Annotated in this window: 17 protein-coding genes; 9 read left to right on the plus strand and 8 right to left on the minus strand. The window is 71.7% G+C overall.

What is annotated here, in order from left to right; all coding sequences use genetic code 11:
• The coding region (locus tag ACFY6U_RS21570; protein ID WP_390040475.1) for a maltotransferase domain-containing protein at window positions 1-678 on the minus strand (678 nt) is incomplete at its 3' end.
• A 649-nt stretch (window positions 679-1,327) separates the two neighbouring features.
• Between ACFY6U_RS21570 and ACFY6U_RS21575 the strand changes: the two genes are divergently transcribed.
• The 5 genes from ACFY6U_RS21575 to ACFY6U_RS21595 all read left to right on the plus strand — a co-directional run bounded on the left by ACFY6U_RS21575 (window position 1,328) and on the right by ACFY6U_RS21595 (window position 6,749).
• Window positions 1,328-3,952, plus strand: a complete 2,625-nt coding sequence (locus ACFY6U_RS21575) for a glycosyltransferase family 1 protein (protein ID WP_390040477.1) — start codon at window positions 1,328-1,330, stop codon at window positions 3,950-3,952.
• 153 nt (window positions 3,953-4,105) lie between these two features.
• Window positions 4,106-4,426 carry a hypothetical protein gene (locus ACFY6U_RS21580; protein WP_390040479.1) on the plus strand — a complete coding sequence of 107 codons (321 nt, stop codon included), beginning with the start codon at window positions 4,106-4,108 and terminating at the stop codon, window positions 4,424-4,426.
• Window positions 4,423-5,853, plus strand: a complete 1,431-nt coding sequence (locus ACFY6U_RS21585) for a putative T7SS-secreted protein (RefSeq protein WP_390040481.1) — start codon at window positions 4,423-4,425, stop codon at window positions 5,851-5,853. The genes ACFY6U_RS21580 and ACFY6U_RS21585 overlap by 4 nt, the downstream gene beginning before the upstream one ends.
• 21 nt (window positions 5,854-5,874) lie before the next feature.
• A complete protein-coding gene (locus ACFY6U_RS21590; protein WP_390040483.1) occupies window positions 5,875-6,366 on the plus strand; it encodes a SitI3 family protein in 492 nt (163 codons plus the stop codon).
• 35 nt (window positions 6,367-6,401) lie between these two features.
• Window positions 6,402-6,749, plus strand: coding sequence for a DUF6086 family protein (locus tag ACFY6U_RS21595; protein ID WP_390040485.1), 348 nt, complete (start codon window positions 6,402-6,404; stop codon window positions 6,747-6,749).
• Window positions 6,750-6,752: 3 nt separating this feature from the next.
• Here ACFY6U_RS21595 and ACFY6U_RS21600 read toward each other — a convergent pair whose 3' ends face one another.
• From ACFY6U_RS21600 to ACFY6U_RS21630, 7 genes are all read right to left on the minus strand, one after another.
• Window positions 6,753-7,268, minus strand: coding sequence for a DUF1990 family protein (locus ACFY6U_RS21600; protein WP_390040487.1), 516 nt, complete (start codon window positions 7,266-7,268; stop codon window positions 6,753-6,755).
• A gap of 71 nt (window positions 7,269-7,339) precedes the next feature.
• Window positions 7,340-8,986, minus strand: coding sequence for a M4 family metallopeptidase (locus ACFY6U_RS21605; RefSeq protein ID WP_390040489.1), 1,647 nt, complete (start codon window positions 8,984-8,986; stop codon window positions 7,340-7,342).
• A 250-nt stretch (window positions 8,987-9,236) separates the two neighbouring features.
• Complete coding sequence (locus tag ACFY6U_RS21610; protein ID WP_390040491.1) at window positions 9,237-11,282, minus strand: M4 family metallopeptidase; 2,046 nt, start codon at window positions 11,280-11,282, stop codon at window positions 9,237-9,239.
• A 321-nt stretch (window positions 11,283-11,603) separates the two neighbouring features.
• A complete protein-coding gene (locus tag ACFY6U_RS21615) occupies window positions 11,604-13,355 on the minus strand; it encodes an ABC transporter ATP-binding protein (RefSeq protein WP_390040493.1) in 1,752 nt (583 codons plus the stop codon).
• Window positions 13,352-15,157 carry an ABC transporter transmembrane domain-containing protein gene (locus ACFY6U_RS21620; protein ID WP_390040495.1) on the minus strand — a complete coding sequence of 602 codons (1,806 nt, stop codon included), beginning with the start codon at window positions 15,155-15,157 and terminating at the stop codon, window positions 13,352-13,354. Before ACFY6U_RS21620 ends, ACFY6U_RS21615 begins: the two co-directional genes overlap by 4 nt.
• Before the next feature lie 33 nt (window positions 15,158-15,190).
• Window positions 15,191-17,059 (minus strand): ABC transporter ATP-binding protein, encoded by a 1,869-nt coding sequence (locus tag ACFY6U_RS21625; protein WP_390040497.1) that lies wholly within the window; start codon window positions 17,057-17,059, stop codon window positions 15,191-15,193.
• Entirely contained in the window at window positions 17,056-18,948 is a 1,893-nt protein-coding gene (locus ACFY6U_RS21630; protein ID WP_390040499.1) for an ABC transporter ATP-binding protein, read from the minus strand. The genes ACFY6U_RS21625 and ACFY6U_RS21630 overlap by 4 nt, the downstream gene beginning before the upstream one ends.
• A 192-nt stretch (window positions 18,949-19,140) precedes the next feature.
• Between ACFY6U_RS21630 and ACFY6U_RS21635 the strand changes: the two genes are divergently transcribed.
• The 4 genes from ACFY6U_RS21635 to ACFY6U_RS21650 are packed head-to-tail and all read left to right on the plus strand — an operon-like array spanning window position 19,141 to window position 22,690.
• Window positions 19,141-20,052, plus strand: coding sequence for an ATP-binding cassette domain-containing protein (locus ACFY6U_RS21635; protein ID WP_390040501.1), 912 nt, complete (start codon window positions 19,141-19,143; stop codon window positions 20,050-20,052).
• Window positions 20,049-20,783, plus strand: a complete 735-nt coding sequence (locus ACFY6U_RS21640; RefSeq protein ID WP_390040503.1) for an ABC transporter permease — start codon at window positions 20,049-20,051, stop codon at window positions 20,781-20,783. Before ACFY6U_RS21635 ends, ACFY6U_RS21640 begins: the two co-directional genes overlap by 4 nt.
• Window positions 20,784-20,805: 22 nt before the next feature.
• Window positions 20,806-22,056, plus strand: coding sequence for a sensor histidine kinase (locus ACFY6U_RS21645; RefSeq protein WP_390040505.1), 1,251 nt, complete (start codon window positions 20,806-20,808; stop codon window positions 22,054-22,056).
• Window positions 22,046-22,690, plus strand: a complete 645-nt coding sequence (locus ACFY6U_RS21650) for a response regulator (RefSeq protein ID WP_390040507.1) — start codon at window positions 22,046-22,048, stop codon at window positions 22,688-22,690. Before ACFY6U_RS21645 ends, ACFY6U_RS21650 begins: the two co-directional genes overlap by 11 nt.
• Window positions 22,691-22,699 lie beyond the last annotated feature (9 nt).

Here is a 22,699-nt window from a genome sequence, read left to right on the forward strand (position 1 = left end):
CCAGGAGCCGTACAGCGCCCGTTCACGCTCCACGAGCAGCGGCAGCTCCTCGGAGACGGTCACCAGCTCCCGCAGCGGATACCGCGCCAGGACCTTGTCGACCTCGGGCATGAGGGCGGCGGCCAGGCGCCAGGGGGCGGGCCGTTCCTCGTCGCGGAGGGCGGCGGCCGCGGTCAGCAGGATTTCCCGTTTTTTTGCCTTCGGGACCCCGGCGGCGGCCCGTTCGTAGAGCCGGGCGCCCTCCTCCAGGACCAGATCGGTGTCCATGCCCGCCGGGATCTTGATCTGTGCGTGGTGGCGCCAGGTGGCGACCGGATCTCCCCATGCCTCGACCTGGTAGGTCCAGCGGCCCGGTTTCCCGTCGACGGTGACCTCGGCGCCCCAGCGGTCCGTCCCGGGGACCAGCTCCCGCATCGGCGTCCAGGGCCCCGGGCGGCCCTTCGGGTCCTTCAGTACGACGTTGGCGGCGACGGCGTCATGGCCCTCGCGGAAGACGGTGGCGGTGACCTCGAACGACTCCCCGGTGACCGCTTTGGCGGGCCGGCGCCCCTGCTGGATCAGCGGGCGGACGTCGAGGACGGGTATGCGGCCGACGGCGGTGGCCTCGTCCGCGCTGGGTGGCGCGCCGGGTGACGTGCGCCGGTTCGGAGGTGCTGACGGTTGGTGCGTGGCGGGCATGACCGCTCCTGTCCGCGGCAACGAGGGTGTGGGCGGATGGGTGGTGGGGAGGTGGGTCCTGCGGGGGTGTACCTGGTGTTGTACCGCTGCCTGGTGTCAGTGCTGTGTCTGTGGGGTGTACCGGAGGAGCCTTCCCACCCTATTCGGGTGGGCAATCCGGCACTTTGTTAACTACTCAGCCGTATGTCTACGCACAAGACCGGTCCCGTTCGCGGCGAACGGGACCGCTGGCGTGTTCGGATACCGGAAACCGCTTCACGACTCCGGTACCCGCAGGAGCCTGTTCGGCGCCCCGCGCCCCGCATCCGACACCTTCCCGCTCGCCGCCCCCGCAATCAGGGCGTCGGTGACCGGGGTGAACAGGCCGACGGCGAGGGGCATGGCGAGCCGTCCGGCCCGTGCAGCGCTTGCCGCGACGCCCTGGCCGTTCGGCACACTGCCGCAAGTATGGCTTGATTGCGTCCGGCGCGGCCCGGTCCGCACCGCCTCCGGCCCGTCCGGCGTTCGAGGACGAGGCCGTTCAGGCAGAAGCGGGGGTCTGGGGACGGCAGCCCCCAGCGGTACCCCGACACCGGTACTGTCGGACAGACGCCGAGCCGCACACCGCCGTACGGCTCTCACCGCGAACGCGAAACGCACGAGGTGGAATGTGAAGGCGATCCGTCGGTTCACCGTCCGTCCCGTTCTCCCCGAACCCCTCCGCCCCCTCAGCGACCTGGCCCGCAACCTGCGCTGGTCCTGGCATGCCGAGACCCGGGACCTCTTCCAGGCCGTCGATCCCGAGCGCTGGGCCGCCTCGGAGGGCGACCCGGTGCGGCTGCTCGGCAGTGTGCCCCCGGCACGGCTCGCCGAGCTGGCGGGCGACCGGCGCTTCCTGCGCCGGCTGACCGCGGTCGCCGACGACCTGGGCGACTACGTGACCGGCGACCGCTGGTACCAGTCCCGCTCCGAGGCCGCCGAACTCCCGGCCGCCGTCGCCTACTTCTCACCCGAGTTCGGCATCACGGCCGCCCTGCCCCAGTACTCCGGCGGCCTCGGCATCCTGGCCGGCGACCACCTCAAGTCGGCCAGCGACCTCGGCGTGCCGCTGATCGGCGTCGGCCTGCTGTACCGGCACGGCTACTTCCGGCAGACCCTGTCCCGGGACGGCTGGCAGCAGGAGCACTATCCCGTCCTCGACCCCAACGAACTCCCCGTGGCCCTGCTGAAGGAGGCCGACGGCGCCCCGGCGCACGTCTCCCTCGCGCTGCCCGGCGGCAGACTGCTGCGGGCCCGCATCTGGCTGGCCCAGGTCGGCAGGGTGCCGCTGCTGATGCTGGACTCGGACGTCGAGGAGAACGACGTCGGCGAACGCGGGGTCACCGACCGGCTCTACGGCGGCGGCAGCGAGCACCGGCTGCTCCAGGAGATGCTGCTCGGGATAGGGGGTGTGCGGGCCGTACGGACGTACTGCCGGCTCACCGGCTACCCCGAGCCGGAGGTCTTCCACACCAACGAGGGCCACGCCGGCTTCCTCGGCCTGGAGCGGATCGCCGAACTGGTCGCCGAGGGGCTGGACTTCGACGCGGCGCTGGAGGCGGTGCGGGCCGGCACGGTCTTCACCACCCACACGCCCGTCCCGGCCGGCATCGACCGCTTCGACCGTGAGCTGGTCGCCCACCACTTCGGCGCCGACGCCGAACTCCCCGGGATCGGCGTCGAGCACATCCTGCGGCTCGGCATGGAGACCTACCCCGGCGGTGAGCCCAACCTGTTCAACATGGCCGTGATGGGGCTGCGGCTCGCCCAGCGCGCCAACGGGGTCTCGCTGCTGCACGGCAACGTCAGCCGGGAGATGTTCTCCGGGCTGTGGCCGGGCTTCGACGCCGACGAGGTGCCGATCACCTCGGTGACGAACGGGGTGCACGCCCCGACCTGGGTGGCCCCGGAGGTGGTCCGGCTGGGCGCCCGGCAGCTCGGTGACCGCCGCACCGAGGAGGCGCTGACGGTCGGCGGTCCGGAACGCTGGGACGCCGTCGCCGAGATCGCCGACCAGGAGATCTGGGAGCTGCGCCGCAGCCTGCGCGAGCAGCTGGTGCTGGAGGTGCGGGAGCGGCTGCGCGCGTCCTGGCGGCAACGCGGCGCCGGTACCGCCGAGCTGGGGTGGATCGACGGCGTCCTCGACCCCGACGTGCTCACCATCGGGTTCGCCCGGCGCGTCCCCTCGTACAAACGTCTCACGCTCATGCTGCGCGACCGCGACCGCCTGATGGATCTCCTGACCCATCCCGAGCGGCCGATCCAGATCGTGGTGGCGGGCAAGGCGCACCCGGCCGACGACGGCGGCAAGCGGCTGGTGCAGGAACTGGTCCGCTTCACCGACGACCCGCGGGTCCGCCACCGCGTCGTCTTCCTGCCCGACTACGGCATGGCGATGGCGCAGAAGCTCCTGCCCGGCTGCGACATCTGGCTGAACAACCCGCTGCGCCCTCTGGAGGCGTGCGGGACGAGCGGGATGAAGGCGGCGCTCAACGGCGGCCTCAACCTGTCCGTCCTGGACGGCTGGTGGGACGAATGGTTCCAGCCGGACTTCGGCTGGGCGATCCCGACGGCGGACGGCGCCGGAACCGATCCCGACCGCCGGGACGACATCGAGGCCGCCGCGCTGTACGACCTGCTGGAGCAGCGGGTGACCCCGCGCTTCTACGAGCGCGGCCGCAGCGGTCTGCCGGACCGCTGGATCGAGATGGTCCGCCAGACCCTCACCCTCCTCGGTCCCAAGGTGCTGGCGGGCCGCATGGTCCGGGAGTACGTGGAGCGCCTCTACACCCCGGCGGCGCACGCCCACCGGTCCATGACCCCGGACACGGCCCGCGAACTCTCCGCCTGGAAGGGCAGGGTGCGGGCGGCCTGGCACGGCGTCTCGGTGGACCACGTCGAGACGGCCACCGCCACGGCCACCGCCGAACTCGGCACCACCCTCGCCGTACGCGTCCGGGTCCGCCTCGGCGACCTCGTCCCCGACGACGTGGAGGTCCAGGCCGTCTCCGGCCGGGTCGACCCGGAGGACCGCATCACCGACGCGACCACGGTGCCGCTGAAACCGACCACCGGCCCCGACCTGGAGGGCCACTGGACCTACGAGGGCCCCCTCTCCCTGGACCGCACGGGCCCCTACGGCTACACGGTCCGCATCCTCCCCACCCACCGCCTGCTGGCGTCGGGCGCGGAGCTGGGGCTGGTGGTGGTGCCCGCGGAGGGGGCGGTGACGGGGGCCGGGGTGCTGATGCGCTGACCGCGTGGAACCCGACACGCCAAGGGTGGGTTTTGCCTGCCCTTGGCGATCGGATTGCTCGTCGGTGGCATCTGCCATGCCTGCCCCATGCGCACCGTCACTACGGTTGCGAGTGGACATGTACGCGAAGTGACGTACGGGGGCGGAGCTTCGATGAGCGATCTGAGAGCGGACACCAGGCGCATACGCGAGTGCTCGCGAGCGCTGCAGCGGATCTACGACAACTTCACCAGCCGCACCAATCCGGCCGAGGACCTGTCCGCGGCGGAACTCGGAGACCGGCGCATAGTCGGTGCCTTCGACGAGTTCGCCGACAACTGGAAGATCCACCGCAAGGACCTCGCGGAGAAGATCAGGAAGCTCGGCGTCATCACGGCGGAGGCGGCGAAGGGGTACGACGCCGTCGATGCCGACCTCGCTCAGGCACTGCGTGAGCAGGACGACCGGGCCAGGCACGATCGCAGGCTGAAGTGAGGCGCCCGCCTGTCGGCGAGTGGAGCGTCCTTGACGAGGACGGCGACCCGGTACCCGGCGATCCGGACGCGGTGGCCCTGCTCGGCCAGTCGTTGCGTGAGGTCGCCGACGACATCTGGCGCGAAGCGGGTGACGTGGAGGCGCTGTGCGGTGTCGAGTCCTGGAAGTCCAAGGCGGCAGACGCCTTCCGGGACACCGCGCGGGACACCCTTGACCCGTTGCGGAAGGCCTACCACCGCTATGACAAGGCCGCGAGCGCCATGGGGACCCGGATCGTCGACGGCAGTACCGCCGACTGGGCCAGCGCTCTCGAACACGCACAACAGCTGGCCGACAAGGCGCTGAAGGCCGCACAGGCCGCTCACGCCGATCACGAGTCGGCGGTCCGGAGCATCCAGGGTCTGCCGAAGGACACGGCCGACGACGATCCCCGGCGTGTCCGGCTGAACAAGGCGCGGGACCAGGCGGCCGGCGACCTGTCGAGCGCCAAGTCGGCCCTCCGGCACGCCAAGGATGTCCGCGACGACGCGGCGAACCAGGCCGCGAAGGTCATTCACCGCGCCATCACCCATGACGGCATGCACGACTCCGGGTGGGACAGGTTCGGCAACGCGGTCGACTCCATCGCGTCCGACGTGGGGGACTTCCTCAAGGACGCAGGTGAGGTCCTGGTGTCTGATCTCGCCTCCCTCGGCAACGCGATGCTGCACGACGCCGGCTCCACACTCTCCGTTCTCGGCGGACTCGCTCTGGTGGCGGGCGGCCTCGGGGAGGAGGCCGGAGGCGTGCTGCTGGACGCCACCGGCATCGGCGCCGCCCTCGGTATCCCGATCAATGTCGCGGCCGCCGCCCAGATCGCCGTGGGGGTGTCCATGGCGGGTGCCGGACTGGCCAACATCGTCAACGACGCGACCGGGCCCGACCGGGTCGACATGACGTCCGACGGTACCGGCGGCGGAGGCGGTGACTGGGATCCGGCGGCGGAGGCGGGCCGGACCAAGCCGTCGGGGCAGCCGGACCCTGCCGCGCAGCCGCGCGGGAAGCCGGAATCCCTGAGCAAGAATGACGACGCGGAGACGATCCGGGCCAAGGGCCGGGAGGTGCACTCTGCCGAGACGCTGGCAAAGCAGGGATACGACGTCGAACAGTCCCCGGGTACGATGCCGAACGGCACCAAGCCCGATTTCCGGATCGAAGGCGAAATCTTCGACAATTACGCCCCGACGTCCAGCAGTCCCCGCTCCATCTGGTCCGCTGTGGAGAAGAAGGTGGACAAGGGGCAGACAGAGCGCGTCGTTCTGAACCTCGGAGACAGCAACGCCGATCTCGGGGCACTCCGAAAGCAGTTCCACGACTGGCCCAAGTCAGGCCTCAAAGAGGTGCTGGTGATCGACCGCGCCGGAAACGTCGTTCCTCTCTATCCGTAGAAATCAAGAGAAAGTATCTCCATGGCAATCGAGTACGATCTCGACATCGCGACGGGATCGTCCGCCGCCGAGGTCGCTGCCCGGCTCTCCGAAGCGGGCAGGGAGAGTGGCGTGTTCGACACGTCGGTCGCGCCCGAAACGCTCATGGCGCGGGGGACGTTCGCGCTGAGCCGACTGGGGACCACCGTCAGCGTCCTCCCGCAACGGACGCCACACCCGTGGCACCCCGTCGTCGCCGGACTCGGATTCGTTCCGACAGTCGGTGTGGGATTTCGGATGGCCAAGGACGCCGACGTCCCGGACCAGCAGGACGACATGATCCGCCTGGTGGCCCCTCTGCTGGAGAACATCGACGGCGACGCGGTTCTGCACTTCCAGTACGAGGTGATCTGGCTGCTTCGCCGGAACGGCGAGCTCAGCCTCGACGAACGGGACGACATCTGGCCGCCACGGCGGCTGGCCCTGATGACGCAGCCCTACCGGCGGGAAACCCACAGCATGGACTCAGAGTGAGCCGGCACGTGCGATTCCGGTTTCACGCGGCCGATATGCCCGGGCGCGACATCTGGTGCCCGAACGCCGAGGTCGCCCAGACATTCGTGGGGACTGCCGAGGTCTTCTCCCAGGTTTTCGGCCTCGCATCAGGCATCGGTGACCCCGTCGACGGAGTCTGCCTCATCGACTTCGCGGACTTCGGCGTGCTCTGTGCCGCGGCCGTCGGCCGGTTCAGCGGCACTCGTGAGGGAATCCTGCGCTCCCTGTCCCTCGGCTTCATCGCGACCGCGCTCGTCCTCATCGACCGCGCAGGACAGCCGGCGCCCGCCATGCCCGGCCCGGATCAGGAACGGGCATGGGCGGTACTGCGGGACCAGCATGCCCGGGCCATGACTGTCTGACCGTCAGAACTCCGGCTCCGCATCCGCGCAGAGCCGCCGCAGTACCGCCCCGCACCTGCGCGCGTACGCGTGCTGCAGCCCCCGGGCCGCGGCGCCGCCCGCGCGGGCGTACCACTTGGCGGGTCTGCTGAAAGCCGCGACCGTGAGCCAGACCGTGCCGTCGCCGGTGCGGTCGACCACGAAGGCCTCCTCGCCGCTTTCGGGGTGGCCGGCGAGGGTGCCGTAGGCCCAGCCGGCGCGGCGGGACTCCTCGGCCGTCCAGACGATCCGGCAGGGGGCCTTGATCAGGCCGGCCAGGGTGACGGTGACGTCGACGCCGGGGGCCGCGCGGTCGGCGGTGGCGTCGATGCCCACGCCGAGGGCGCGGTGGAGTTCCCAGGTGAGGACCGCCTCGGCGGCCCGGTGGAAGACTTCCTGGCCCTCGCCTATGCGCGTGCGCACGTGCAGGGGGTGGAAGCCCGGTGGGCAGGCGGCGAGGTTGTCGCGGGTGGCGCCGACCGCCTCGTACGTGAAGGACATGGGAGAGAGCGTAGGGCGGGCCCCCGGGACGCCTGCTCCCCGGGGGCCCGCCCGTGACGCTCGGTGCGGGGTCAGCTGACGTTGACCGCCGTCCAGGCCGCCGCCACCGCGTTGTACTCGGTGGAGCCGGAGCCGTACAGCGCGGCCGCCGCGGACAGCGTGCCGGTGCGGGCCGACTTGTAGTTGGTGGTCGAGGTGAAGTACGTGGTCAGGGCCTTGTACCAGATCTGGAGGGCCTTGGCCCGGCCGATGCCGGTGACCGTGGAGCCGCTGTAGGTCGGGGAGTTGTAGGACACTCCGTTGATCGTCTTCGCGCCGCTGCCCTCGGACAGCAGGTAGAAGAAGTGGTTCGCGACACCGGACGAGTAGTGCACGTCCAGGTTCTTCACCGACGAGGACCAGTAGTCGGCCGAGCCGCCGTCCTTGCTGGGCTTGTCCATGTAGCGCAGCGGGGAGCCGTCGCCGTTGATGTCGATCTTCTCGCCGATGAGGTAGTCGCCGACGTCGGAGGAGTTGTTGGCGTAGAACTCGACGCCGGTGCCGAAGATGTCGGAGGTGGCCTCGTTCAGGCCGCCGGACTCGCCGCTGTAGTTGAGGCCGGCGGTGTTGGCGGTGACGCCGTGGCTCATCTCGTGGCCGGCCACGTCCAGCGAGGTCAGCGGGTGGGTGTTGCTGTCACCGTCGCCGTAGGTCATGCAGAAGCAGCTGTCGTCCCAGAACGCGTTGACGTACGAGCTGCCGTAGTGGACGCGGGAGTAGGCGCCGACACCGTCGTTCTTGATGCCGCTCCGGCCGAAGGTGTCCTTGTAGAAGTCCCAGGTCTCCTGCGCACCGTAGGCGGCGTCGGCGGCCGCGGTCACGTCGGTGGTGGAGCTGGAGGCGGTACCGGTGCCCCACGTGTTGGTGGTGTTGGTGAACAGGGTGCCGGTGCCGGAGCTGGTGGTGTGCTTCAGGTTGTAGGTCTTGTGGCCGCCGCGGGAGGCGTCGGTCAGCGAGTACGTCGAGCCCGACAGCGTGGTGGTGAGGCTGACCGTGCCGGAGTACAGGGTCTTGCCGGTGCCGGTGGCGTTCTCGATGCCCTGGTACTCGAAGAGCTTCTTGCCCGTGGCCGCGTCGGTGATGACGTGGAGCTGGTTCGGGGTGCCGTCGTCCTGGAAGCCGCCGACGATCGTCTCGTAGGCGAGGACGGGGGTGCCGGAGCCGGCCCAGATCACCTTGCGGGCGCCGTCGGCGGCCGACTTGGTGGAGCCCAGCGTCTTCGCGGCGGCGAGGGCCGTCTTCTCGGCCTTGGCCGCGGTGAGCTGCGGCTTCAGGGAGGCCACCTTGATGGTCGCCTTGGTCGCCTTGGTGACGCCCTCGGTCTTGCCGGCCTTGGAGGTGTGCACGACGATGTCGCCGCCGAGGACGGGCAGGCCCGCGTAGGTGCGCTCGTAGCGCGTGTGGACCGTGCCGTCGACGTCCTTCACGACGTCCTTGACGACCAGCTTCTCCTTGGTGCCGAGGCCTATCTGCTTGGCCGTCTCGGCGACGTGCGCGTCCGCCTTCTGGATCAGGGCGGTGCGGGCGGCGTTGGAGAGCAGCGTGGGGGCGGCGGCCAGCGGCTGCTTGGCGGCGGCCGAGGCGTTCGCGGTCATACCAGTGGTGAGGAGGGCGCCGGCGGCGACAGCGGTGGCGATGGCGAGCGTGGTGCGCTTGTGACGCGCGTAGAGGGGGCTCACTCAAGCTCCTTCAGGATGTGGGGAGTCCGGGCGGAGTGGGGTTACCGGCCCGGCTTTGGTGATGTGAAGTTGCTGTGCTGTGCGACGGGTGAAGGAAGAGTGACATCAAGGTCGCGTACATGTCAGGACCCTGAAGTGATGTTGGCCGAAAAGCAGGTGTTGGGTGAACATTGCGGCCATGTAAAACGGGCGCCGCCCGAGGGGAGGTCCCCCGCGGACGGCGCCCGGTGCGCGCGGTTATTACCTGCGGTTACGGGAAGGTCAGCTTCCACCCGTTGATCGTGCCGACGTCCTGCGCGGCCTGGTCCTGGACCTTCAACTTCCAGGTGCCATTGGCCGATTCCGACGAGGCGTTCACCGTGTAGGTGTCCGTCACGTCGTCCGCCGAGTCGGAGGAGCTGAAGTTCTTCAGCCGGTACGACGTACCGGACGGACCGACGAGGTCGATCACCAGGTCACCGCGCCACGTGTGGCTGATATTCGGCGTTACCTGCAAGGTGCTCGGCGCGTTTCCGGTCCGGCCGGAGACCGTGATCGACGAGGTGACCGCGGGCCCGTTGTCCGGAATCGACACAGGCGTGGTGCTCTCGTACGACGTGCCCGTACCGCCGCCACCGCCGGACCGCGAGCCGACCGCCACGGCCGCCCAGGCGTCCTGCACCGCCTTGTACTCGGTGCTGGTGGTGCCGTACAGCTCACCCGCCGCCGCGAGGGTGCCGGTGCGGGCGGCAGCGTAGTTGGTGGTCGAGGTGAACTTGGTGGTGAGCGCCCGGTACCAGATCTGCAGTGCCTTGTCCCGGCCGATGCCGGTGACCGGGAGGCCGTCCTTCGTGGGCGAGTTGTAGCTGACGCCGTTGATGACCTTGGCGCCGCTGCCCTCGCTCAGCAGGTAGAAGAAGTGGTTCGCCACGCCCGACGAGTAGTGCACGTCGAGGCCGCCGACGGACGAGGACCAGTAGTCGGCCGAGCCGCCGTCCTTGCTGGGCTTGTCCATGTAGCGCAGCGGCGTGCCGTCGCCGTTGATGTCGATCTTCTCGCCGATGAGGTAGTCGCCGACGTCGGAGGAGTTGTTGGCGTAGAACTCGACGCCGGTGCCGAAGATGTCGGAGGTGGCCTCGTTCAGGCCGCCGGACTCGCCGCTGTAGTTGAGACCGGCCGTGTTCGACGTGACGCCGTGGCTCATCTCGTGGCCGGCCACGTCGAGGGCGGTCAGCGGGTCCGCGTTGCCGGAGCCGTCGCCGTACGTCATGCAGAAGCAGCCGTCGTCCCAGAACGCGTTCACGTACGAGTTGCCGTAGTGGACGCGGGAGTAGGCGCCGACGCCGTTGTTCTTGATGCCGCTGCGCCCGAAGGTGTTCTTGTAGAAGTCCCAGGTCTCTGCGGCCCCGTAGTGCGCGTCGGCGCCCGCGGTGGCGGCGTTCGACGTGGTGCCGTTGCCCCAGGTGTTGCTCGACTGCGAGAACAGCGTGCCGGTGCCCGAGGTGCCGTGGTTCAGGTTGTACGTCTTGTGGCCGCCGCGGTCGCCGTCGGTCAGGGTGTACGTCGAGCCCGACTGGGTCGTCGACAGCGACACGGTCCCGCTGTACTGGGTGTTGCCGGTGCCGGTGACGTTCTCGATGCCCTGGTACTGGAAGAGCTTCTTGCCGCTGGCGGCGTCGGTGATGACGTGCAGCTGGTTGGGGGTGCCGTCGTCCTGGAAGCCGCCGACGATCGTCTCGTAGGCGAGGACGGGGGTGCCGGAGCCGGCCCAGATCACCTTGCGGGCGCCGTCGGCGGCCGACTTGGTGGAGCCCAGCGTCTTCGCGGCGGCGAGGGCGGTCTTCTCGGCGCTCGCCGCGCTCTTGGCCGGGGAGAGGTCGGCGACCTTGAGCGTGGCGTTGTTCGCCTTGATGACGCGATCGGTGGCACCCGACTTCGCGGTGTCGACGATCAGGTCGCCGCCGAGCACGGGCAGGCCCGCGTAGGTGCGCTCGTAGCGGGTGTGCACGGTGCCGTCGGCGTCCTTGACGACGTCCTTGACGACCAGCTTCTCCTGGGTGCCGAGGCCTATCGCCCTGGCGGTGGCGGCCCGTTCGGTGCTCGCGTCGCGGAGCAGTTCGGCGCGCTGCGAGGGCGAGAGCTTGACGGCCGCGTGGGCCGGGTTGGCCCTGCCGAGCTGCGGGGCGGCCGGGGCGGCGCTGGCGGCGCCCGACTGGACGGCGGCGGCGATCAGGGCGCCGACCCCGGCGAGGGCGACGGCAGCGGTGCGGCGGTACGTGCTGTGGGGGGTGCGTCTGCGAGAGGAACTGCTTCTCAACACTGACTCCTTCTGCGTGGCCGCGGGTCGCACGGCCAGGGGAGATCCGGACGGCGGGTGGGCCGGCCGGGCAGAACTGGGCGGAACGCGGAACCATGTGCGCGTGCAGTGCCGGGCCGACAGCGACGGTGGGGTGAAGCTGTGGGGTTGCTGTGAGTCGGCCGTGGGAAGAGTGGCACCAGAAAACGCAAACTGTCAGGACCGCGTCAGAAACTTGGCCGGAAATCGTCCGTTGTCCGGATGTTCATGTTCGGTATGCGGATGGTTGGGGGGGATGTCAAGGGCCGCAGCCGCTACAGCCGCCATGGCCGCTACGGCGGTTCAGGGCGCCTTGTCGCCGTGCCAGGTCGCCCACAGGGCCGCGTACGCCCCGCCCGCCGCCACCAGCTCCTCGTGCGTGCCCAGTTCGGTGAGGAGGCCGTCCTCCATCACGGCCACCCGGTCGGCGTCGTGCGCGGTGTGCAGCCGGTGGGCGATGGCGATGACCGTACGGCCCTCGAGCACGGCTGCCAGGGCGCGCTCGGTGTGCCGGGCGGTCGCCGGGTCCAGCAGCGCGGTCGCCTCGTCCAGGATCAGCGTGTGCGGGTCGGCCAGCACCACCCGGGCCAGCGCGAGTTGCTGGGCCCGGGAGCCGCCGGCGGTCGTGCCGCCCGTGCCGCCCGCGCCGAGCAGGGTGTCGAGGCCGTCGGGCAGGCCGCGCACCCAGTCGTCGGCGCCGACGGCGGTCAGCGCCGTCCACAGGTCCGCGTCGCTCGCGGCCGGTTCGGCGATCAGCAGGTTGTCCCGGACCGTGCCGAGGAAGACGTGGTGCTCCTGGGTGACCAGGACGACCTGGCGCCGGAGCCGCTCCGGTTCCAGCCCGGCGATCGGCACCCCGCCCACGGTCACCGAGCCCGACCCGGGCGCCTCGACGCCGGCCAGCAGCCGGCTCAGCGTCGTCTTCCCGGCACCGGACGGCCCCACCACCGCGAGCCGCTCCCCGGGCCGCACCGTGAGGTCCACCCCACGCAGCACCTCACCGCCGCGCTCGTAGGCGTACCGCACCCCGCGCACGTCGATCCGGTCGTCCGCCGGAGTCGGCGCCGCGCCGTCCGCCGCCGCCCGCGGAGCCCGCGCCAGCCCCTCCACCCGGGCGAACGAGGCGCTGCTGGACTGGAGTTGCTCCACCCGCATCAGGATCTGGTCCAGCGGTTCCGTGAACTGCCGCAGATACAGCGCGGCCGACACCGTCACGCCGACGCCCGTGTGCAGCAGCCCGCCGACCAGCAGCACCCCGGCCACCGGCACCGTGTACGACACCTCGACGGCCGGAAAGAACACGGTCCGCAGCCACAGGGTGTAGAACCGGGCCTTCCGGTTGGTCTCCAGCGCGTCCCGGCTCGCCGTGATCCGCTGCTCCTGGAGCCGGAACGCCTCCACCGTGCGGGCGCCCGACACCGTCGCCGTGACGATCTCCGCGACCCCGGAGGTGGCCGCGCCCTCGGCGAGGTAGCCGTCCCGGGCCCGACGCAGGTACCAGCGCAGCGCGAACCAGACCGGGGTCAGCCCGAGCACCCCGAACCCGGCCAGCACCGGGTCCAGGACGAACACGGCGCCCATCACGAACGCCGCCTGCACCGTGGCGACCAGCAGCTCGGGACCGGCGTCCCGCAGGGTGGTGCCGACGGTGCTCACGTCGCCCGTGCCGCGTGCGGTGAGGTCGCCGGTGCCGGCCCGCTCCACCACCGACGCGGGCAGCGCGAGCGCCCGGTCCACGAACTCCTCGCGGACGCGGGCCAGCGTCCGCTCGCCGAAGCGGTGGCCGAGGTAGCGGGCGGAGCGGGCGAGCAGCAGCTGGGCTAGGGAGCAGAGCAGGATCCACCGGGCGAGGTGGTCCACGGCGCCGACCCCGCGGCCGGCCCGTACCTCGTCCACGATCCGGCCCACCAGCCAGGGGCCGGCGAGGCCGGCGCCGGCCGCCGCCGCGTTCAGCAGCAGCGCGGCGGCGAAGGGCCCGCGGTCCGCCCGCACCAGGCGGAGGGTGGCCCGGCGTACGTCGGCGCGTCCCGCGACGGGAAGTTGACTGGTCGTCACCTTGCGAACTCCTCGTCCTCCGTGTCCCGGGCCACGAGGGCCCGGTAGCCGGGTGCGTGGTCCAGCAGTCCCTCGTGCGTGCCGGTCGCGGCGACCTTGCCGTCGACCAGGAAGACCACCTCGTCGGCGTGGGCCAGCAGCAGCGGGGAGGTGGTGGTGAGGAGGGTGGTGCGGCCGTGGCGGGCGGTGCGGAGGCGCTCCGCCACGAGGGCCTCGGTGTGGGCGTCGAGGGCGGAGGTGGGTTCCACGGCGAGGAGGACCTCGGGATCGGTGAGCAACGCCCTGACGAGGCGGATGCGTTGGCGTTGGCCGCCGGAGAGGTTGCGGGCCTGGGCGGTGAGTTCGGAGTCGAGGCCGTGGGGGAGGGCGCGGACGATGTCGTCGGCCGCGGCGGCGTGGAGGGCTCGGGTGAGGTGCGCGCCAGGGGGTGAGGCTTGGGGTGCGTCGGCGGGTGCGGCGCCGCTGTGGCTGATCGCGCAGTTCCCCGCGCCCCTTTGGGGCGCGTTGTGGGCGCCCTTTTCATACAGTCCCGCACCGATCGCATCGCGCAAGGTGCCGGCGAACAGGTCGGCATCGTTGTCGGCCACCAGGATGCGGGCGCGGACCTCCGGGAGCGGGACGGCGTCCAGTCGTACTCCTCCCCAGGTCACGTCCGAGCGGGTGTAGCGGCCCAGGCGGTCCACCACCGCTCCCGCCTCCGCCGGGCCGGCGCTCACCAGGGCCGTCAGGCGGCCGGGGCGGACTCGTACGCCCGAGTCGGGGTCGTGCAGGACGGCCGGGTCGGCCGGGGGCCGGCGGGTGCCCTCGTCCGGTTGCGGCTCGTGGCGCAGGAGGCGTACGACCCTGCGGGCGGCCACCACCCCGCGGCTCAGCTGGTAGCCCATGTCGAGGAAGAACGCCACCGGGCCCACCAGGACCGCGACATAGCCGTACACCGACACCAGCTGGCCCACCGTGATGTCGCCGCGCGCGGCCATCCGGGCGGCGATCCAGGTCACCACCGCCAGGAACACCGTCGGCAGGCCCATGCCGAGCGCCTGGACCCAGCTGGCGACCGCGCCCACCCGGTAGCCCTGGGCGCGCAGGTGCTGGGAGTCGCGGCGGAAGGCGTCCGCGAACAGGCCCTTGCCGCCCAGGCCGTTGAGGACGCGCAGGCCGCCCGCGAGGTCGCCGATGCGGGCCGTCAGGACGCTCTGGCGTTCCCGGTACTCGGTCTCCCTGCCCTGCAGCCGCCGGGCCAGCGGGCCCGCGACGAGGGCCACCACCGGCACTCCGAGCAGTACCACGCCGGTCAGCAGGGGCGAGATCGTCAGCAGGAGACCGGCCACCACCGCGTACACCACGACCGCGCCCACTCCGGGGCCGACGACGGTCAGCGCCTGGGCGATGGTGTGCACGTCGCCGACGCCGATCGTCACGACCTCCCCGGCATCGGACCGGCGCGACAGCTCGGCGCCGAGCCGTACCGTCTGCCCGACGAGCACCTTGATCGTGCGGAAGTAGGCGTCCATCCGCACCCGGGTCATCGTGCGGTGGCGCATGATGCTGATCCAGGCGTTGACCGCACCGAGGGCGAAGATCGCCGCCGTCCACCCGGCCAGCACCGCCATGCGGCCCGGCACCAGGCCGTCGTCCACGGCCCGGGCCATCAGGTACGGCGTTGCGGCCATCAGCGTCAGCCAGACACTGGCCAGCAGCGCCCCGGCGAGCGAACGGCCCCGCTGGCGGGCCACCAGCCACCACAGGTAGGACCACCCGCCGCGCGTGTCGGGCGTGCCCGGATCCTCGTACGCGTCGATCACCCTGCGACCCCCGTTCTCCCGGCGTTCTCCCGACTAGGCCAGACTGTCCCGCCACGCCCGGTGCAGATCCGCGAACCTGCCCGTGCCCGCGATCAGTTCGGCCGGGCGGCCGTCCTCGACGATGCGGCCGTGCTCCATCACCAGCACCCGGTCGGCGATCTCCACGGTGGACAGCCGGTGCGCGATCACCACCGCCGTACGGCCCCTGAGGACGGTCGACATCGCACGCTGCACGGCCCGTTCACCGGGGATGTCCAGGGAACTGGTCGCCTCGTCGAGGATCAGCACCGCCGGGTCGGCGAGCAGGGCGCGGGCGAACGCGACCAGTTGGCGCTGCCCGGCCGAGATGCGGCCGCCGCGCTTGCGGACGTCCGTGTCGTACCCGTCGGGAAGCGCGGCGATGAACTCGTGCGCACCGATCGCCTTGGCCGCCTGCTCGATCTCCTCGCGGGTGGCGTCCGGGCGGCCGATGGCGATGTTCTCGGCGACCGTGCCGGAGAACAGGAACGACTCCTGGGTGACCATCACCACCCCGCGGCGCAGTTCGGGCACGGTCAGTTCGCGCAGGTCCACGCCGTCCAGGAGGACCCGGCCGTCGGAGGGGTCGTAGAAGCGGGCGAGCAGTTTGGCGAGCGTCGACTTGCCGGCGCCGGTGGAGCCGACCACCGCGACCGTCTGCCCGGCCGGGAGGGTGAGGTCGAAGACGGGCAGCACCTCGCCACCGGTGCGGTAGGCGAAGCGGACACCGTCGAAGACGACCTCGCGGCCCGGGAGTTCGCCCGCCGTCGGGGGCAGTTCCTTCGGGACCGAGGGCTCCGGGACCGACGGGGTCTGGGCCAGCAGGCCCGCGATCTTCTCCAGGGAGGCGGCGGCCGACTGGTAGGAGTTGAGGAACATGCCCAGGCGGTCGATCGGGTCGTACAGCCGCCTCAGGTAGAGGACGGCCGCGGCCAGGACGCCCAGCTCCAGCGAGCCGGACGCCACCCGGTAGGCGCCCCACAGCACGATCACCGCGACCGAGGTGTTGGCGACCAGCCGGGAGCCGACCACGTACCGCGCCATCTCGAGGAGCGCGTCGCCGTTGGTCCGCTCGTGCCGGCGGTTCAGCACGGCGAACTCGGCGTCGTTGGCGGCCTCCCGGCGGAACGCGCGCACCGGGCGGATGCCGTTCATCGTCTCCACGAACTTCACGATCACCGCCGCGATCGCCGTGGACCGCGCCTTGTACACCCGTACCGCGCGCCGCTGGTACAGCCGCACGAGCAGGTACAGCGGTACGAAGCTGGCCACCGCGACCGCGCCGAGGCCCAGGTCCAGCCAGAGCAGCATCGCCGAGATGTACAGGAAGGAGAGGATGACCGTGACCAGCTCCTGGAGGCCCTCGGCCAGCAGCTCGCGCAGCGACTCGACGTCCGTGGTGGAGCGGGAGATGAGCCGGCCGGACGTGTAGCGCTCGTGGAAGTCGATGCTCAGCGCCTGCGCGTGGCGGAAGATGCGGCCGCGCAGGTCGAGGAGGACGTCCTGGTTGACGCGGGCGGAGGCCTTGACGAACGCGTACTGGAGGCCGCCGGAGAGCAGGGCGCTCAGGCCGTACCCTGCCGCGACGGCGAACAGCGGGCCGTGGTCGTGGCGGCGGAAGGCCGGTACGGCCGTGTCGATGGCGTACGCCACCAGCAGCGGGCCCGCCTGGACCGCCGCCTGCTGGAGCAGCAGGAGGAGCGTGGTGACGGCGACCCGCGCCTTCATGGGGGCGAGGAGCGAGCGCAGCAGGGTGGCCGTGGCGCCGGGCGAGGTGGGCAGGACGTCGCGGTCGAAGAGGTCGCCGCCGGCGGTGTCGGCCGGGTGCGGGTGCGGGCGTTCGTCGTCCTCGTCGGGGGCGGGGAGGGAGGTGGCTGCGGTCATCGGCGGTGATCCTCCCCGGACATCAGGTGGGCGTACTCGGCGTTGGTGCGCAGGAGTTCGTGATGGGTGCCGACGGCGGTGACCCGGCCGCCGGAGAGCAGGGCGACGCGGTCGGCGAGCAGGACGGTGGAGGGGCGGTGGGCGACGATCAGCGCGGTGGTGTCGGCGAGTACGTCGCGCAGCGCCGCCTCCACGGCGGCCTCCGTGTGCACGTCCAGGGCGGAGAGCGGGTCGTCGAGCACGAGGAAGCGGGGCCGGCCGACGACCGCCCGCGCCAGCGCGAGGCGCTGGCGCTGGCCGCCGGAGAGGCTGAGGCCCTGTTCGCCGACCTGGGTCGCGGTGCCCTGGGGGAGGGCGTGCGCGAAGTCGGCCTGGGCGACGGCGAGGGCCCGTGCCAGCTCGGGTTCGCCGGCGCCGTCGCCGGCTCCCATGAGTACGTTCTCGCCGACGGAGGCGGAGAAGAGGGTGGGTTCCTCGAAGGCCACGGCGACGAGGGAGCGGAGTTCCTCGCGGGGCATGGCGGTGATGTCCCGGCCGTCGAGGGTGATCCGCCCCGAGGTGGCCTCGTGCAGGCGGGGGATGAGGGCGGTGAGGGTGGTCTTGCCGCTGCCGGTGGCGCCGACGAGGGCCATGGACTCGCCGGGGCGGATGTGGAGGTCGACGAGTTCGAGGGTCGGGGCGGAATCGGGGGCGGCGTCGGGGTAACGGAACTGCACGTTCTCGAAGCGGATGCCGTCGGGTTCGGGAGCCGGTCCGTCGTCGGGTGCGGCGCCGTTGTGGCTGGTCGCGCAGTTCCCCGCACCCCTTTGGGGCGCCTCGGCGCAGCGCCCACCAAGGGGCGCGGGGAACTGCGCGCTCAGCCCCCACGCACCCGCGGCCGACAACGAATCGGTGTCCTCCGGGACCGCGTCCCGCACCTCGAAGTACCGTTCGGTGGCGGTGGCGGCCTCCTGGCTCATCGCCAGCAGGAAGCCGATCGACTCCACCGGCCACCGCAGCGCCAGCGCCGTCGACAGGAACGCCACCAGCGTCCCCGCGCTCAGGTCGCCCTCCGCGACCTGGATCGAGCCCCACAGCAGCGCCGCCCCGATCGCCACCTCCGGCAGGGTCACGATGACGCCCCAGATCATTGCCAGCATCCGCGCCTTGCGCAGCTCCGTGCCCCGCAGGGTCCGTACCAGTTCGCGGAACGCGTGCGCCTGGCTGCGGTGGCGGCCGAAGCCCTTGATGATGCGGATGCCGAGCACGCTCTCCTCGACCACCGTCGTCAGGTCGCCGACCTGGTCCTGGGCGAGCCGCGCCACCTCCGCGTACCGGTTCTCGAAGATCACGCACGTCCAGACCACCGGGATCGTGGGCCCGAGGATGACCAGGCCCAGCGTCCAGTCCTGGGCCAGCATGATCAGCACGCCGACGAGGATCGTCACCCCGTTGACCAGGAGGAAGGTCAGCGGGAAGGCGAGGAACATGCGGAGCAGCATCAGGTCGGTGGTGGCCCGGGAGAGCAGCTGGCCGGAGGCCCAGCGGTCGTGGAAGGCGACCGGCAGGCGCTGGAGATGGCCGTACAGGTCCGCCCGCATCCCCGCCTCGACACGGGACAGGGGCCGGGCGACCAGCCAGCGGCGCAGGCCGAAGAGCAGGGCTTCCGCGATGCCGAGCAGCAGCAGGTACAGCGCGCCGAGCCACACCCCGCCCGGGTCGCGGTCGGCCACCGGGCCGTCCACCATCCACTTGAGGACGAGGGGGATGACGAGCCCCGTGCAGGAGGCGACTATCGCCACGAACGCGGCGATGGACAGCCGCACCCGCACCGGCCGTACGTACGGCCACAGGCGCAGCAGGGTGCGGACGGCGGAGCGGTCCTTGGTGGTTGCACGTGTCGGAGGCATCAGGGGCGAGCCTACGGATCGGCACTGACAACGCCCACCGAGTTTTGGCCGGACCGGAATCGGCCGCTGGTCCTACGACCTGGGCGTTCGAAGGGTCGTACAGGTGGATCCGCGGCATCAGCCGATCGGTTGATGGCGGTTCGAGCGGGGCGGCCGATGCGGCGGGCCGGGGCCGGCCGGGACCCTCGGAACATGCCAACCGTCATCGAATTGACAGACCTGCGGAAGTCCTACGGCGGCCGGGCCGTCGTGGACGGGGTGAGTCTCGCCGTCGAGGAGGGCGAGATCTTCGGGATCCTCGGGCCGAACGGGGCCGGCAAGACCACCACCGTGGAGTGCGTGGAGGGGCTGCGGGTGCCCGACGCGGGGCGGGTCCGGGTCACCGGGCTCGATCCCGTCGCCGACCACGAGAAGGTCGCCCGTGTCCTCGGCGCCCAGTTGCAGCAGAGCGAGCTGCAGCCCAAGCTCACCGTCCGCGAGGCCCTTGAGCTGTACGCCTCCTTCTATCCGAGCCCGCTCGACTGGACGCCGCTCGCCGAGCGCCTCGGGCTCACCGACAAGCTCGCCACCCGGTTCGGCAAGCTCTCGGGCGGACAGCGGCAACGCCTCTTCATCGCACTGGCGTTGATCGGCAACCCGCGGGTCGTCGTCCTCGACGAGCTGACCACCGGGCTCGACCCGCGGGCCCGGCGGGACACCTGGGAGCTGATCGAGGACGTCCGGGACCGCGGGGTCACCGTCCTCCTCGTCACCCACTTCATGGAGGAGGCGCAGCGGCTCTGCGACCGGATCGCGGTGATCGACAAGGGGCGGGTCGCCGCCCTGGACACCCCGGCCGGGCTGATCCGCCGCAGCGCGGGCGCCACCGTCATCAGCTTCACCCCCTCCGCCCCCTTGGACGACCACGACCTCGCCGCCCTCCCCGCCCTCGCCTCGGTCGAGCGCAAGGACGGCCGGATCACGCTCTCCGGCACCGACGAGACCGTCAACGCCGTCATCACCCTGCTCGCCCGGCACCGCATCACCGCCCACCAGCTCCGGGTCGTGGACGCCACCCTCGACGACGCGTTCCTGGACCTCACGAAGGAGGCAGACGCAGCATGAACACCGCAGTCCTGCGCACCGAGTTCCGCCTGTTCCGCCGCGAACCCGGCGCCGTCTTCTGGGTCTTCCTGTTCCCGACGCTGCTGCTGGTGATCCTCGGTTCGATCCCGTCGTTCCGGGAGGCCGACAAGTCCCTGGGCGGGCTGCGCCCGGTCGACGCGTACGTGCCCGTCGCCGTGCTGATCGCCCTGATCATGTCCGGGGTGCAGACCCTGCCCCAGGCGCTCACCGGCCACCGGGAGCGGGGCATCCTGCGCCGGATGCGGCTCACCCCCGTACGGCCCTCCGCGCTGCTGTCCGCGCAGATGGCCGTGCAGGGCACGGTCGCCCTCGGCTCGGCGCTGCTGGCGCTCCTCGTCGGCCGGCTCGCCTTCGACGTGCGGCTGCCGAAGCAGCCCGGCGGATACCTGCTGGCCCTGCTGCTCGCGGCCGCGGCCGCCCTCGCCCTCGGCTCCGTCGTCTCGGCGCTGTCCCGCACCACGAAGATCGCGGGTGCGATCGGCTCGGCGGTGTTCTTCCCGATGATGTTCTGCGCGGGCGTGTGGATCCCGGTGCGGGAGATGCCGCACGCCATGGCCCGTGTCGTCCAGCTGACGCCGTTCGGCGCGGCGGCCCGCGCTTTGGACCAGGCCGCCGCCGGTCACTGGCCCGGCTGGGAGCACCTGGGCGTGCTCGCCCTCTGGACGATCCTGCTGACGGCCGGGGCCACCCGCTGGTTCCGCTGGGAGTGAGCCGGTGCCGGAGACTGGTGCCATGGCGAACGCCGACGAAGCGGCGACCAGGGTCTCCTTCGACCGCTGGGGGCCCTACGCGCTGCTCGCCGTGGGCGTGGTGACGGCGGTCGGCTCCGCCCACGTCGTCGGCATGACACGGGCCGCGATGTGGGCCTCCGGCGTGCTGGTGGTCCTGGCCCTGCTGCTCCAGGTGTACTGGGGGCGGGCCGCCCGGAAGCGGCCCGGGCCGAACCGGACGAGCGTGAGGCTGTACTTCGTGCGCTGGGCGCTCGGGTTCGCGCTCACGTGGCTCAACCCGTTCTTCGCCTTCTACGCCGTCACCGGCTACTACACCGCCGCCCGCCAGCTGACCCGCCGGCTGGTGCTGCCCGGTCTGTTCCTGACCGCCGTCACCATGGCGGGCAGCGAGATCGGCGGGATGCCGCCGCACGGCCTGCTGTGGTGGTTCGGCTTCGTCATCGTGTTCGGCGCCAACTGCGGACTGGTCGCCCTCTTCACCCGGGCCAACGCGCAGGAGCAGGCGCGTGCCCGCACCCAGGCCGAGACCATCGCCGCGCTCGGCCGCGCCAACACCGCGTTGCAGCAGGCCCTCGACGAGAACGCCGCCCTTCACGCCCAGCTCCTCCTCCAGGCCCGGGAGGCCGGCGTCGCCGACGAGCGCCGCCGCCTCGCCGCCGAGATCCACGACACCATCGCCCAGGGGCTGGCCGGGATCATCGCCCAGCTCCAGGTCGTCAGCAACACCCCCGATCCGGAGGTGGCCGAGGAGCACGTGGGCCGCGCCCTGGCGCTGGCCCGGCACAGCCTGGGCGAGGCCCGCCGTTCCGTGCACAACCTGGCCCCGGTCGCGCTGGAGCACGACGGGCTGCCCGAGGCGCTGCAGAAGACGGTCGCCGAATGGGGCGAACGGACGTCCATACGCGCCGAGTTCACCCTCACCGGCACCGTCGAGCAACTGCACGAGGAGGTCGCGGCCACCCTCCTGCGCATCGTCCAGGAGGCGCTCTCCAACGCCGCCCGGCACGCGCACGCCTCCCGGGTCGGCGTCACCCTCTCCTACCTGGGCGACGAGGTCATCCTCGACATCCGCGACGATGGCACCGGCTTCGACCTGCTCACCGTGCCCGCCCGCACCCGCGCCGGCGGCTTCGGCCTGGACGGCATGCGCGCCCGCGCCGAACGCATCGCGGGCTCCCTGACCGTGGAGTCCGAACCGGGGCTCGGCACCGCGCTGTCGGCGCGCGTACCGTTGGTCCGCCATGACGACTGAGCCCCCGATCTCGCTGCTGATCGTCGACGACCACCCCGTCGTCCGCGACGGCCTGCGCGGCATGTTCGAATCCGCCCCCGGCTTCACGGTCCTCGGCGAGGCGTCGAACGGCGCCGAAGCCGTCACGCTCGCCGGCACCCTCGACCCCGACGTGATCCTGATGGATCTCCGCATGCCGGGCGGCGGCGGAGTCGACGCCATCCGCGAACTCACCCGGCGGGGCGCACGCGCCCAGGTCCTGGTCCTCACCACGTACGACACGGACTCCGACACCCTGCCCGCGATCGAGGCCGGCGCCACCGGCTACCTGCTCAAGGACGCCCCGCGCGAGGAGCTCTTCACCGCCGTCCGCGCCGCCGCCCAGGGCCGCACCGTCCTCTCCCCGGCCGTCGCCTCCCGCCTGGTCTCCGCCGTCCGCACCCCCGCCGCCCCCGGCAACGAACCGCTCTCCGCCCGCGAACGCGAGGTGCTGACCCTGGTCGCCCGCGGCACCTCGAACCGCGAGATCGCCCGCGAGCTCTTCATCAGCGAGGCCACGGTCAAGACCCACCTCACCCACCTCTACGCCAAACTGGGCGTCAACGACCGCGCGGCGGCGGTGGCGACGGGGTACCAGCGGGGGATTCTGGGCTAGCGCGGTGGC

It is taken from the genome of Streptomyces sp. NPDC013157, assembly GCF_042899865.1.
GTDB lineage: Bacteria > Actinomycetota > Actinomycetes > Streptomycetales > Streptomycetaceae > Streptomyces.